The sequence below is a fragment of the Serratia sp. Je.1.23.a genome (assembly GCF_051129805.1).
In the GTDB taxonomy this organism is placed as follows: Bacteria; Pseudomonadota; Gammaproteobacteria; order Enterobacterales; family Enterobacteriaceae; genus Serratia; species Serratia liquefaciens.
In genome coordinates this window covers 50,575-62,692 of record NZ_JBCPSR010000002.1, presented here as the reverse complement: position 1 = coordinate 62,692, position 12,118 = coordinate 50,575, and the positions used below count along the sequence as shown (strand labels likewise).

Genomic DNA, 12,118 nt, shown 5'->3' with positions numbered 1-12,118 from the left:
GCTCTTTAGGTTTTAAAAACTTCTTCTGGCCACCAGAAAAGCACCAACCACCAGCAACACGGCCCCCAGCAGCGCGGGCAAATTTTCACGCATTGCCGCCGGCCCGGCCTTATAAATATCGGCCATCAATCCCGCCACCAACTGGCTGGCAACCAGTACGGCAATGGTGGTTGCCGCCCCCAGCTTCTGGTAACCCAAAATGCCAGAAAACACAAAAAACGATCCCAACAAGCCAGGCAACAACATCCACAACCGCAGGGAACCCGTGACTTCGGCCAGAGCCGTGACACCGTTTTTGGCAAACAGCAGTCCCATCAACAACACCAGGCCAACACTGGAGTTGATCACCAGCGTAATCAGCACCGTCGACACGCTCTCTGTAATGCGCACCATCAACAGGTTCTGAATGACCAGGCTGACCCCGGCCGCAACCAGCAGCAATAGCATGATATTCATAGAGATCCCGGTTTTCGCTGTGTTATTAACGCTTCGGTGGGGCGCTGGCGTCGTCGAGCTTCAGCTGCAGGAAGGTCAAATCCAGCCATTTGCCAAACTTGGCACCCACTTCGCTCATGCGGCCGACCATCTCGAAGCCCAGATTAATGTGCAACTGCACAGACGCGTGGTTGCCGGACTCAATGCCCGCCACCATCACGTGTTTGCCGATCGCCCGCGCCTGCTCAATCAGCGCAATCAACAGCGTTTTACCTACCCCGCCGCTGCGGCTGTCTCGCCGAACATACACCGAATGCTCGACGGTGTGTCGATAGCCGTCCCACGCCCGCCAATCGCCAAATGAGGCATAGCCCATCACCTCACCCGCTGCGTCAATCGCCACCAGCACCGGGTAGCCCATCCCCTGTCGTTCTGTTATCCACGCGGCGCGGTTTGCCTCGTCGACGCTAAGTTCATTCCAGATTGCCGTGGTGTTCAGCACGGCGTCGTTATAGATAGCGGCAATGCCTGCGCTATCGGTTATAGTCGCGTTACGGATAAGCATGTTGACCTCTTGGTTGACCGTCTACTATCATACTACGATATGGATAATAAATTAGACAACCTAAATCAGCGCATCGGCGCGAGGATCCGCATCGAACGTGAGGCGCGCCATTGGTCGCTGTCCGATCTGGCGGAACGGGCCGGCGTTTCACGCGCGATGGTGCACAAAATTGAACGCGGCGACAGTAGCCCAACGGCGATGTTGCTGGGGCGGCTTTCCGGCGCATTCGGTCTGAGCATGTCCAAACTGATCGCCCGGGCGGAAACGCAGGAAGGCCGGTTGATGCGTAAGCAGGACCAACCGCTGTGGGTCGATCCCGACAGCGGCTACGTCCGTCGCCATGTGTCGCCGCAGTCGGATATGCCGCTCGATCTGGTACGCATTGAACTGCCCGCCGGGGCCGCGATCCCCATGCCGGCTTCGGCCTATGCCTTTATGCGGCAATTGATCTGGGTTTTGTCCGGCTCGCTGGTGTTTCAGGAAGGCGAAACCCGCCATGAAATGGACCAGGGCGATTGCCTGGAGCTTGGCCCACCGACCGACTGCGTGTTCAAGAATGAAAGCGCTGAACTCTGCATCTATTTGGTGGTGGTGATGAATAAGGCCTGAGTCGCTCAGGCCAAAGCGTGGCGGCGCTTAAGGTTATCCTTCCCGGTTGTACCCCGCGCAGAAAAACTTTTCGGCTAGGCGGTTGCTGCCGCCGCTGAAGAACTCACTCATCATCTCGCCGTTAAGATCGTAAGCCCGGCAGAGCAAGCCGGCCTCGAACGCAGCCTGATTTTCGTCACCCAGGCTTTCCGCCAGGTGGTGCGCATAACCCAATACAAAGCCACGTTTGTAGTCACAACAGAAACGGGACAGTTGCGCAGCAGGCTTGGCGTCCCGCGCGGCTAACCCGGCCATCAGCCCCTTACCGAAGTGATTGTCCATGTACCCTCCCCTAATTTTCAATAATCGCTATATAAAATATTATATAGCGATCATCGCACTCATGGACATACTCACAAAGTTTTACCTCATCTACGCAAGGCAATAAAAAAGCCCGCAGAGGGAACCCTGCGGGCCGATCAGTCTCAGAAAAAGCGATTACAGGGTAAAGTTCAGCCCTTCCACCACCGTCTGCTCCAGCGGCAAACGCCCTGAAGGGATCTCTTTTTGCTGCAGGAATTCAGGCAGCAGGGATTTGTCGCCCGCCTTGCCGATCGCCACCATGCCATGCACCTGATAGTTATCCGGCAGGTTGAGCGCAGCCTTGATTTTATCGTGGTGAACGCCGCCCATGCAGTGGGTCAGCCAGCCTTTCAGATGCGCCTGCAGCGCCAGATTGGCCCAGGCAGCACCGGTATCAAAGGAATGGCTTGGGTTATCCACTTCCTTCTCGCCGTTCAGGCTGGTCGTTTTCGAAATGATCACCACCAACGCCGAAGCGTGCTGCGCCCAGCCGCGGTTGAATTCAATCAGGAAGTCCAGGTAGCTGTCCCAACTGGCCGAACCGTGCTTGCTATAAGCGAAGCGCCACGGCTGGATGTTATACGCCGAAGGCGACCAGCGTGCCGCTTCGAAGAAGCTCAACAGGGTCGTATCGTCGATAGGATCATTCGCCAGCGCGCGCGGCGACCAGCGTTCAATAAACTGCGCATCAATCGGGTGATCGGAAACTCTTGGCTGGCTCATGGACATCTCTCTCATGGGAATGGAATACCAAATTTATCCAATATTCCCATGCCGCACGCCAGAAAAACTTTTATTTTGTGCTGTTCATCAGCCGCCAAGTTCCTGCTGTAGCCAGTCGAGGAATGCCCGCACCGGCGGGTGCCGTTCACGCCCGGGTACACACAACGCGGTGTAGGCCGCTCCCGGCACGCGAATATCCGGCCGATAGGGTACCAGCAAGCCATTACGCACCTGATCGGACACCATTACCGAACTGGCCAGCACCAACCCCTGGCCGGCTACCGCCGCTTGCAGCGCATAATGCTCTTCATCATAGGCCCGCAGCGTCGTGTGGCGCTGCCACCAATCGACCCCGGCAGCCAGGCACCAATCGCGCCAGCGGGTTTCGTAGAGGGTGGAATCCCGCCAGCGCACGGTGATCAAGGTTGGCGCAGGTTGCTCCGCCGCACAAAACCCCGGGGCGCCGTAAACGCCAAAACTCTCTTCCAGCCGCGCCGCCTGATACAACTGCGGATAGTTTGCGCTGCTGTAACGAATAGCAATGTCTACGCTGGCGTCCTGCTGCAGATCAATCACCTCAGCGCAGGCCTCCAGGCGTACCAAATAGTGCGGATAGGCCTGATAAAAACGCCCCAGGCGCGGCACCAACCACAGCGCCGCAAAGGAATGGGTAACGGAAACGCACAGCGATCCCGAGCTCGGCGTTGGTCGCAGAGCATCCAGCACAGTTGCCACGTCGAGCAATGCGCCGTGCACTCCGGCGAACAAACGCTCGCCCTTTGGCGTCAACCGCACGCCCCGCGGTATCCGATCGAATAATGCAAAACCCAGCTGCTGCTCAAGCGCTTTTATCTGATGCGATACCGCCGTCGGCGTCACCGCCAACTCCAAAGCCGCCTGTTTAAAACTACGCAACCGGGCGGCGGATTCAAAGGTGCGCAATGCGGTAACCGGCAGCGAGGCAAACATGGTCAGGGCTCCCTACAGATGAATTGAACTCATCCTGAAAGAATAGCCGTCATTTGTCACTACAGCTTTACTCACCCTAAATTGATTCTCGTGTTCTACACCCCCATCAATGGAGAACGACATGAATTCATCTCATCAGTCAAAACGACTTATCGTCCTGGTTGGCAGCCCACGTCGCGACGGCAACAGTGCAACCCTGGCGCAGGCCATCATGGCAGGTGCCGCGGAGGCCGGCACCGACGCCAGCCTGTTTTTTTTAGACGATTACATCAACGGTTTTTTGGTGGATGAGCGCCACGCCACCCCGCCTGCCGACCGTTATGGCGAACTGTTCCTTGAGCATTTTCTGCCGGCGGACGCTGCGGTGTTCTGCACCCCGCTTTACTGGTACGGCATGTCGGCGCAAACCAAAGCCTTTTTCGACCGCTCTTTCAGCTACTACTCCAGCGCCTACCCCGATGCGGAACAGGTGCATCAGCGTATGAGCGGCAAACGCATCGGGCTGGCGGTAGCCTCGGAGGAAACCTATCCCGGTGCCGCGATGGGGATTGTGCATCAAATTCAGGAGTTCAGCCGCTATTCGCATTCCGAATTCGTCGGGCTGGTTCATGGCGCGGGCAACAGCCGGGGCGAAATCAGCCGCGATCCGCGTAACCCGCTGCAAGCCGCCCGCGAGCTGGGGCGCGAGATATTCACTCGTCCCTATTCAGACTACCGAATGGATACGCCGCGCAGCCCGCAGGTTTGGCAAAACTGACGCCGCCCAGGGGTAGCCTTATGCTGAAAATAAGGCGTTTGAAAAATTGGCGAACTCACTAAAACTTAACGCAATTGTGGATGAACAAGCGAAAGCTGGGCGTATACCATGACCAGGAGTGGGAATATACGGCACACCTGCTTTAAAAACTGCCCATAGTGCTCCTGCCTTGTAAAAGGTATCATTGCCGCACAAGACTTGCCTGCTATGAAATAGATATATTGCTGGGCTGGGTCTCTACGCTTCCTCAAGCTAACAACCTGTAGGGAAAATTAATAATTACGTTGGGGCGAAAACTTTCGCCTCAACGTATCTGCGTGCATTGTGAAAAACCTAGCGATCGTCGAAAGGCTCGCCGAGCGTCAACATCAGCCGATTGGCCCAGGCAAAGAACGCGGTCGATTGCACCAGATCCAGCAACGCCAGTTCGTCCAACCCTTGCTCGCGCAACGCCGCCAGATGCCCGGCATTGACCTGCGGCGGTGTGGCGGACAGCGCAGCGGCGAAGTCTATCTGCGTCCGCCACGGCTCCCCTTGCCCCTCGCTCAAAATGCCGCCCGGGGCCACATCCAGCAGGCGCTGTACTTCATCCGTATGCTTGGACAACTGCGCCGCCTTGCGGGCATGCACCGAAGCGCAATAGATGCAGCCATTCACCTTACTGGCCACCGTTGCCGCCAGCTCGCGATCCTTACGTTCCAACCCACCCGGCGTGTAGAAAATGGCGCGATCCGCCAACGTTCTCTGCTCCAGCACCGGATGGTTACGCGCCAACAGGCGGAAGTAATCCGAATCACTGTGCCCGAAGCGCGTCAAAAGCGCCTGGCCTTGCTCATCAAACTCTGCCAGCGGCTTGGCGGCAATCCAGGGCTCCCAACCCAGTTCCTGGCGGGTAAACACCGGTGGTGCGTGGCGGCCGCCAAGAGTCGCGGATTCGGTACGCCAACCGCCAGCCCTGACGGGTGCTCCGCCGGAGCTTTCGAGTGGTTTTCCTTCAAGCAGCCGATAACCCGTCAACAAGCGGCTCTGGAAACTAACAAAGGCGATCAGCTGCGACAGGGTGACGATAGCGTCCAGCGTCCAGCCGGCCTGTTGCAATGCCTGCAAATGCTGCGCGTCGGCGCTGGCGGGTTTGAACGCCAGCCTTTCGGCGTGATCGAACGCTGCCTGCAAATGCGGGCCAGGCTGAACGCCCCCCTCCTGCTGCAACAAGGTGCCGTAGTGTGCAGCAAGCAGTTTGTCCGCATGCCATTCGCTGATGCGCTGCGCGAGCTGCAACCGTTGCACGACGGGGAAATCGCCGGCATCAGCGGGGGAGAACAGCGCCAGATAGCTGGCCTGAATCGCATCTGTCGCCGCTTGTCGGGTAGCTCTGGCCTGAGCCAATGCAGAATTGGGGGCGATCTCTGCCAGCTCAGCCAGCAAATCTTTAGAGAGCAATGTTGCAGTCATACCTTTTCCTCAGCGTGATGTTCGTAGGAGACGGATGCGGGATTGCGGCGTTGCCAGCCCAACTCCGGGGCAACGTGGCGGGCGATCAACTCAATAGAACGCAGGATGGTGGCGTGCGGCGGATCGATAGAGTGCACCTGGAATGCCAGATCGGTCACTCGCGCCAGCGCGCTGTCTTTTTGCAATGAAGCAATCACCTGCTCCGGGGTGCCAAGGTGCACGTCAAAAGCGTGGATCAGCCCATCAAGCGACTCGTCGGACGGCCGGTGGCCACTGGCGCGCAGGCGCTCAAGTCCACGGCTCAACCCTTTGGCGGCAAAGTCCCGCGCCTGTTGGCCATAGTCGGTTACCAATGCGGTGCGCGATCCCATGATGCGCGGCGCAATGCCGGGCGGCAGCGCCGCCAGATAAGCATCGATAATCGGGTTCTGCAATTCGTCCAGCGGCAAATCCGGCGCATCTGCCGGGCGCGGCTGAGTACGCGACAGCATCAGGCCGTCACCGGCCCGCCCGGCGCGCTCGCCGCCTTCCACCGAAAAAGTCGCCTGCCAGACCCGTTCGGCCAACTGCGGTGCCGCCGGATACAGGCGGTTATCTTCACCACCCAGGGCCTCACCGCGCCAGGCTCGCAGCAGGGTGCTGAAATTGTCGGCAAACACCGCGTGACGCTGTGTGGCGTCGAAACCGAAGGCGCTGAACGAAGAAGGCGTGCCGCCTGCAGCGATACCGACTTCCAACCTGCCGTCGGACAGCAGATCCAGCACCGCAGTGTCTTCGGCCACCCGAATCGCAGACTCCATCGGCAGCGTGATCACCCCGGTGCCGAGCCGGATATGGCGGGTTCGCGCCGCCACCTGCGCCAGAAACACCAGCGGCGAAGGCAGGCCGCCCTCGTCCTCATGAAAATGGTGCTGCGCCACCCAGGCGCTGTCAAAGCCAGCCCGTTCGGCATGCACGATCTGTTCGGTCGCCAGCCGATAACGCTGTTGCGCACTGCCCTGATCCAGCAGCCGGGTGAAAAAACCGAGTCTTTTACTGCTCATAGAATGCATCCTCAATCTGGGGCTGTTCGGCATAAAGCTGACGGCCGGGAATGGCTTCAATCAGCTGACGTGTGTAATCGCTGCCCGGCATGGCGAACAGCTCACCGGTCGCCCCGCTGTCCACCTGCACGCCGCGGTGCAACACCGAAACGCTGTGGGAAATCTGCCTTACCGTGGCCAGGTCGTGTGAGATAAACAAATAGGTCAGCCCCAATTCCTGCTGCAAATCCTGCAGCAACCGCAGGATCTGCGCCTGAACCGTGACATCCAATGCCGAAGTGGCTTCATCCAGCACCAGTACCCGCGGCTGCAGCACCAGCGCCCGGGCGATCGCCACCCGCTGTCGCTGGCCGCCGGAAAGTTCGCGTGGTTTACGGCTCAGCAATTCGTTCGGCAGCGCCACGCGTTCAAACAAATCTCGCACTCGGCGATAGCGCTCGGCCTGGGTCAGCGGCTCGAAATTCAGCAGCGGCTCTTCAATCACCTGATACAACGTCTGGGACGGATCGAGCGAACCGAATGGGTTCTGATACACCAGCTGAATGCGGCGGCGGAACTGGCGCAACGCTTCGCCCTTCAAGCGCGTAAAGTCGACGCCGTCGATAATGATTTGCCCGGCGTCCGGCCGTTGGAAACCGAGCAGGCAGCGCGCCAATGTGGTTTTACCGGAGCCGGACTCCCCCACCAGCGCATGGGTAGTGCCGCCAGGCACGCTGAACGACACCTGGTCCAGCGCCCGATAAGTTTTGCCACCGCTACCGGCCAGGGGGAAATCTTTCACCAGCCCATTGACCTGGATCGCCAGCTCCTGCGTGCGGTGACCGGGTTGCGGCACCACTGCACGGCTCAATGAGGGCTCATCAGCAAACAGCCGGCGGGTATAGTCGCTGGCAGGGGCGCGCAGCACCTCGGCAGTCACTCCCTGCTCCTGTACCCGGCCATGGCGAAATACCAGCAGCCGATCGGCGCGTTCCGCCGCCACCGCCAGATCGTGGGTTACCAGCAGCACCGCAGTGCCAAACTCCTGCCGCAGTTCGTCGATCAGATCGAGAATGCGTTTTTGCACCGTGACATCCAGCGCACTGGTCGGCTCATCGGCGATAATCAACGCCGGTTGCAGCGCAATGGCAATGGCGATCAACACCCGCTGTTTCATGCCGCCGGAAAGCTCGTGCGGATACTGACGCGCCCGCAGCTCCGGATGCGTCAAACCGACGCGGGTCAACAACGCCACCACCCGCTGCTGCAGCTGCTTGCGCGGCAGCCGACGGTGAATGTTGATGATCTCTGCCACCTGATCGCCAATGGTTTTCACCGGATTGAGTGAGCTGGAAGGATCTTGTGGGATCAAACTGATTTGCGCCCCGCGTACCGCATCCAGACGCTTTGATGACCAGTGGCTGATGTCGGTGCCGTTCAGCCGTATTGCCCCCTGCTCCAGGCGACCGTTTTCCGTCAGCAAACCAATGATTGCCTGCGCGGTGGTGGTTTTGCCGGAACCGGACTCGCCAACCAGCGCCACCACTTCCCCAGGCTGAATGGCAAACGATACCTGATGCACCACCCGCTGATTGCCAGCCGCGCCCTGATAGGCGATCGAAACCTGTTCCAGCTCCAGTACCGGTGGTGTGGCGCTCGCCCGTTGTAATGCGCTCTGAATACTCATACTGGCGTTCTCCCCAATGCGCGGCTGATGCGGTTGGCCGCCAGAACCACCGCCACGACCGCCAGCCCCGGGAAGGTGGTTAGCCACCAGGCGGTGGAAATATAGTTGCGCCCTTCGGCGATCAGCAGCCCCCACTCTGGCGTCGGCGGTGGCGTGCCGTAACCCAGGAAGCTCAAGGTAGCAATCGCCAGAATCGCGCTGCCGAACTGCAATGCCGAGAAGGCAATTACCGAGGTTAACGAGTTCGGCAAAATGTGCCGCCACAGCACCGCCCAGAAGGTACCGCCGCTGCCATAGGCCGCCTCGACGTAATCGCTGTGGCGTACCCGCACCACCTCGGCGCGCGCCAGGCGGGCAAAGTTCGCTACCGAGGTAATCCCCACGGCGATGGCGGCGTTAACCGTGCCGAAGCCCAGCAAAATAATGATGCTCAACGACAGCAGCAGACCGGGAATCGACAGCAACACGTCGACAAGGCGCATCACCGCGTCATCCGCGATGCCGCCCACCGCACCGGCAATCAGCCCCAGCGCGGTGCCCAACAGCAGGCCTAAAGCGACCGCCACCAGCGCGGCGGACAGCGTCTGCGAAGCGCCATAAACAATGCGCGCATAGAGATCGCGCCCCAGTTGATCGGTGCCCAACCAATGTTCGCCCCCCGGTGCCAAACGCTGCGCCCCGGCAATGCCTTCGGTGCCGCTGTAGGCCGTGAACAGCTGCGGTGCCAGCGCCCACAGCACCGCGATGGCAATCACCGCCCAGGCCAGCAACAGCGTCAGCGGTACACGACGGCGGCGCGGACGGTGCGTTGGCAAAGTGCCTTCGCTTTCCACCGCGCCCAGATCGCGCTCCGGCACGCTGGATTTCTCAAAGGAGATACTGCTCATACGGCGGCTCCTGTATGGGTTTTCAATCGCGGATCCAGCAGCGGGAACAGCAGATCCACCAGCAGATTGAGGGTGACGAAAGCGGCGGCGGAAATCACCACGATCGCTTGCAGCACCGCGACGTCCTGATTCAGCACCGCCTGCAAGGTGAGTTGCCCCAGCCCGCTGCGGCCAAACACGGTTTCGGTAATCAACGCACCGGCGATCAGTTCGCCGAGTAAAATACCGGCGATGGTCAGCACCGGCAGCATGGCGTTACGCGCCACGTGCCGCCACAGCACCCGGCTGCGGCTGGCGCCTTTGGCACGGGCCACGGCGACAAAGGGTTGGGTTTGTACCTGGTCGATACTGCGGATCAGGATCTGCGCCAGCGGGGCGGAAATCGGTATTGCCAGCGTCACAATCGGCAGGATCAGCCCTTCCCACTCTCCCGGATTGATCACCGGGATCAGCTTGAGCCGAAAAGAAAACAGCTGGATCAGCACAATGCCCAACCAGAAGGTCGGCACCGAGACAAACAGCGATGGCAGCGACTGCAGCAATGACCTCAGCCAGCCAAAGCGGGTCAAATTGGAGATAAAGGCCAACGCCAACGCCAGGATCAGCGCCAGCGAAAACCCCAATAGCGCCAGTTGCAACGTGGCGGGCAAGTTGGTGGCCAACAGCTCCGTCACCGGCACGCCGGCCTGAATGGAATAGCCGAGATCCCCGCGCAGCACGTTGCCCAGCGCATGCAGATACTGCTGCCACAGCGACACATCGGCGCCATAGGCCGCGCGCATATCGGCGATCTGCGCCGGGCTGAGGCCCATGTCCGGGTTCTGAAACTTAATCAGAATGGCATCACCCGGCAGCACCTGCAGTAAGATAAACGACAGGCTAAAGGTCGCCCACAGCACCAGCAGCGCCTGCCCGATACGCCTTGCCAGATATCGGCTCATCATGGTCTCCTCAGCGTTTTTCCAGCCATGCGCCGTAGAAACTCGGGCGGCCGACCGCTTCAAAACTTACGCCCTTGAGATAAGGCGCTCCGGCAAACACCTGCGGCTCTTCGAAGAACGGGATCACGTAGGCCTGATCGAGCAGGTAGTTTTGCGCTTCGCCGGCAATCTGCAGGCGTTTTTGGGCATCCACCTCTGAAGCGATGCCCAGCAGCAGCGCGTTCAGCTTGTCATCTTTAAATGCGCTGTTTTTGCCCGTCCCGCCTTGCTGTAACAGCGCATCGCGGTTGGTCGGGTAAAACTGACTTTTAATCACATCCGGATCGGCCCGCCCCACTTCCACCACCGCCGCCGGGGTTTTCTGCGGATCCAGGTTATCCGCCACCTTGCTACCGGCGTCGCCCGCCAGAATGTTCAAGCGCGCGCCAACTTTGCCCCACTGCTGCGAAACCAGCTGTAGCACCGCCTTGTTCTGCGGTTGCGGCAGCGATTCATAAACGTTCAACAACAGTTTTTTTCCGTCCTTCTCACGCAGGCCGTCGCCGCCCTTTTTCCAGCCCGCTTCATCCAGCAGGCGGTTAGCCAGATCCGGGTCGAATTTCAGTTTGGCGGAAAGATCGACAAAACCGGCAGCGGAAGAAGCAATCACCGATTTGGCCTGCGGATAGTTAACGGAGAACAGCGTCTCGACGATCTGCTTGCTGTCGGTGGCGTGCAGCAATGCCTGACGCACGCGCAGGTCGCTCACCAACGGGTTGTCCGGCCGGAAGGCCACGCTGTCATTGACGCCGCGCGTTGGGGCGGCGTAGATAGTGAAACCCTGATCCTGGGTTTGTTTCTCGTCATAGGCCTGGATCTGGCGAATAAAGTCCGCCTGCCCGGCCTGCAATGCGCCAATACGTACGCTGTCTTCGCCGGTCACGATCACCTTGATACCGTCCAGATTGGCGCGCCCCTGCTGCGTCAGCCTGGCCGGGCCCCAGCGGTAATCTTTGCGCACGCTGAGATCCACTTCGCGCCCCAGCGTTTCGGCACTGACCACGAACGGGCCGGAACCTATGATATGGCGCGCGTCACCCAATTCGTCATAGCTGCGGTTTAAGGTGCTGAGAGAAACCAGCCCTGACCCTATGGTGGCAGTACCCTGCAGGAAACCCGGCGAAGAGCGCTTGAAGTAGAACTTCACGGTCAAGGGATCGATCACTTCACTGTGGTCATAGTTATTGATCACCTCGGAGACCGGCAGACGTTTCTCTTTGTTGCCCAGGCCATAGGTATCGAAGTTCTTCGCCACCGCGTTGGCGTCCAGCGGCGTACCGTCCGAGAAGGTCACGCCCGGCCGGAGCTTGAAGGTGTATTCGGTTTTGTCGGCGTTACTGCTCCAGGATTCGGCGATCCACGGCTCAATCTCCAGCGTTTTGGGGTTCTGGTAGGTCAGCTTGTCGGTGATCTGGTTGAGGATGCCGCCGTTGGGGTAGAAGCCGCCGGAAGGCGGAAAAAGGTTGGTGTGCGCCTGCTGTTCCAGGTAGATCAGCGTGCCGCCCTGCACCGACGCCAGCGCCGGAGTAGCCGCCACCGCCAAGCCCAATGCCACTGTTATTCCGCTGGTTAATCTATTGAAAGAGAACTTAAACATAGTGTGCCACGCCTTCTTTATTTCGGAATGTTATGGATTAGATAACAAACCAAATCGGCGGGGAGTTGAACGAACTAATTTCGCTAACCTATG

Annotated in this window: 13 protein-coding genes; 2 read left to right on the top strand and 11 right to left on the bottom strand. The window is 59.4% G+C overall.

The window, feature by feature from the left end; translation table 11 throughout:
- Window positions 1-12: 12 nt before the first annotated feature.
- The gene (locus AAZT04_RS08055; protein ID WP_371078261.1) at window positions 13-462 is read right to left on the bottom strand and encodes a DMT family transporter; all 450 of its coding nucleotides are present in this window, start codon (window positions 460-462) and stop codon (window positions 13-15) included.
- Between the two features lie 19 nt (window positions 463-481).
- Window positions 482-1,000 carry a GNAT family N-acetyltransferase gene (locus AAZT04_RS08050; protein WP_129982408.1) on the bottom strand — a complete coding sequence of 173 codons (519 nt, stop codon included), beginning with the start codon at window positions 998-1,000 and terminating at the stop codon, window positions 482-484.
- Between the two features lie 39 nt (window positions 1,001-1,039).
- Between AAZT04_RS08050 and AAZT04_RS08045 the strand changes: the two genes are divergently transcribed.
- The gene (locus AAZT04_RS08045) at window positions 1,040-1,609 is read left to right on the top strand and encodes a helix-turn-helix domain-containing protein (RefSeq protein WP_116690177.1); all 570 of its coding nucleotides are present in this window, start codon (window positions 1,040-1,042) and stop codon (window positions 1,607-1,609) included.
- Between the two features lie 33 nt (window positions 1,610-1,642).
- On the opposite strand, the gene AAZT04_RS08040 is transcribed toward AAZT04_RS08045, so the two are convergent.
- The 3 genes from AAZT04_RS08040 to AAZT04_RS08030 all read right to left on the bottom strand — a co-directional run bounded on the left by AAZT04_RS08040 (window position 1,643) and on the right by AAZT04_RS08030 (window position 3,643).
- Window positions 1,643-1,930 carry a DUF2623 family protein gene (locus AAZT04_RS08040; RefSeq protein ID WP_116690176.1) on the bottom strand — a complete coding sequence of 96 codons (288 nt, stop codon included), beginning with the start codon at window positions 1,928-1,930 and terminating at the stop codon, window positions 1,643-1,645.
- 156 nt (window positions 1,931-2,086) lie between these two features.
- On the bottom strand, window positions 2,087-2,674 hold the full coding sequence (locus tag AAZT04_RS08035; RefSeq protein WP_020827689.1) for a nitroreductase family protein: 588 nt from the start codon (window positions 2,672-2,674) through the stop codon (window positions 2,087-2,089).
- Between the two features lie 87 nt (window positions 2,675-2,761).
- The gene (locus tag AAZT04_RS08030; protein ID WP_116690175.1) at window positions 2,762-3,643 is read right to left on the bottom strand and encodes a LysR substrate-binding domain-containing protein; all 882 of its coding nucleotides are present in this window, start codon (window positions 3,641-3,643) and stop codon (window positions 2,762-2,764) included.
- A gap of 121 nt (window positions 3,644-3,764) precedes the next feature.
- On the opposite strand from AAZT04_RS08030, the gene AAZT04_RS08025 reads away from it, so the two are divergent.
- The gene (locus AAZT04_RS08025) at window positions 3,765-4,400 is read left to right on the top strand and encodes a flavodoxin family protein (RefSeq protein ID WP_020827691.1); all 636 of its coding nucleotides are present in this window, start codon (window positions 3,765-3,767) and stop codon (window positions 4,398-4,400) included.
- Window positions 4,401-4,733: 333 nt separating this feature from the next.
- Here AAZT04_RS08025 and AAZT04_RS08020 read toward each other — a convergent pair whose 3' ends face one another.
- The 6 genes from AAZT04_RS08020 to AAZT04_RS07995 are packed head-to-tail and all read right to left on the bottom strand — an operon-like array spanning window position 4,734 to window position 12,025.
- Window positions 4,734-5,852: an alkylhydroperoxidase domain protein gene (locus AAZT04_RS08020; protein WP_434679586.1), complete on the bottom strand. Its 1,119-nt coding sequence runs from the start codon at window positions 5,850-5,852 to the stop codon at window positions 4,734-4,736.
- Window positions 5,849-6,895 carry a putative FMN-dependent luciferase-like monooxygenase gene (locus AAZT04_RS08015; RefSeq protein ID WP_434679584.1) on the bottom strand — a complete coding sequence of 349 codons (1,047 nt, stop codon included), beginning with the start codon at window positions 6,893-6,895 and terminating at the stop codon, window positions 5,849-5,851. Before AAZT04_RS08015 ends, AAZT04_RS08020 begins: the two co-directional genes overlap by 4 nt.
- Window positions 6,885-8,561: a dipeptide ABC transporter ATP-binding protein gene (locus tag AAZT04_RS08010; RefSeq protein WP_197821136.1), complete on the bottom strand. Its 1,677-nt coding sequence runs from the start codon at window positions 8,559-8,561 to the stop codon at window positions 6,885-6,887. The genes AAZT04_RS08015 and AAZT04_RS08010 overlap by 11 nt, the downstream gene beginning before the upstream one ends.
- A complete protein-coding gene (locus AAZT04_RS08005; RefSeq protein ID WP_115058480.1) occupies window positions 8,558-9,448 on the bottom strand; it encodes an ABC transporter permease in 891 nt (296 codons plus the stop codon). Before AAZT04_RS08005 ends, AAZT04_RS08010 begins: the two co-directional genes overlap by 4 nt.
- Window positions 9,445-10,389 (bottom strand): ABC transporter permease, encoded by a 945-nt coding sequence (locus AAZT04_RS08000; RefSeq protein WP_046373137.1) that lies wholly within the window; start codon window positions 10,387-10,389, stop codon window positions 9,445-9,447. Before AAZT04_RS08000 ends, AAZT04_RS08005 begins: the two co-directional genes overlap by 4 nt.
- Before the next feature lie 10 nt (window positions 10,390-10,399).
- Window positions 10,400-12,025, bottom strand: a complete 1,626-nt coding sequence (locus AAZT04_RS07995) for a TIGR04028 family ABC transporter substrate-binding protein (RefSeq protein WP_434679581.1) — start codon at window positions 12,023-12,025, stop codon at window positions 10,400-10,402.
- Between the last annotated feature and the right edge of the window lie 93 nt (window positions 12,026-12,118).

Bases quoted from the DNA above. Each gene is read 5' to 3' on its own strand.
- AAZT04_RS08050 (WP_129982408.1), bottom strand. From the start codon at position 1,000: ATGCTTATCCGTAACGCGACTATAACCGATAGCGCAGGCATTGCCGCT.
- AAZT04_RS08045 (WP_116690177.1), top strand. From the start codon at position 1,040: ATGGATAATAAATTAGACAACCTAAATCAGCGCATCGGCGCGAGGATC.
- AAZT04_RS08040 (WP_116690176.1), bottom strand. From the start codon at position 1,930: ATGGACAATCACTTCGGTAAGGGGCTGATGGCCGGGTTAGCCGCGCGG.
- AAZT04_RS08035 (WP_020827689.1), bottom strand. From the start codon at position 2,674: ATGAGCCAGCCAAGAGTTTCCGATCACCCGATTGATGCGCAGTTTATT.
- AAZT04_RS08030 (WP_116690175.1), bottom strand. From the start codon at position 3,643: ATGTTTGCCTCGCTGCCGGTTACCGCATTGCGCACCTTTGAATCCGCC.
- AAZT04_RS08025 (WP_020827691.1), top strand. From the start codon at position 3,765: ATGAATTCATCTCATCAGTCAAAACGACTTATCGTCCTGGTTGGCAGC.
- AAZT04_RS08020 (WP_434679586.1), bottom strand. From the start codon at position 5,852: ATGACTGCAACATTGCTCTCTAAAGATTTGCTGGCTGAGCTGGCAGAG.
- AAZT04_RS08015 (WP_434679584.1), bottom strand. From the start codon at position 6,895: ATGAGCAGTAAAAGACTCGGTTTTTTCACCCGGCTGCTGGATCAGGGC.
- AAZT04_RS08010 (WP_197821136.1), bottom strand. From the start codon at position 8,561: ATGAGTATTCAGAGCGCATTACAACGGGCGAGCGCCACACCACCGGTA.
- AAZT04_RS08005 (WP_115058480.1), bottom strand. From the start codon at position 9,448: ATGAGCAGTATCTCCTTTGAGAAATCCAGCGTGCCGGAGCGCGATCTG.
- AAZT04_RS08000 (WP_046373137.1), bottom strand. From the start codon at position 10,389: ATGAGCCGATATCTGGCAAGGCGTATCGGGCAGGCGCTGCTGGTGCTG.
- AAZT04_RS07995 (WP_434679581.1), bottom strand. From the start codon at position 12,025: ATGTTTAAGTTCTCTTTCAATAGATTAACCAGCGGAATAACAGTGGCA.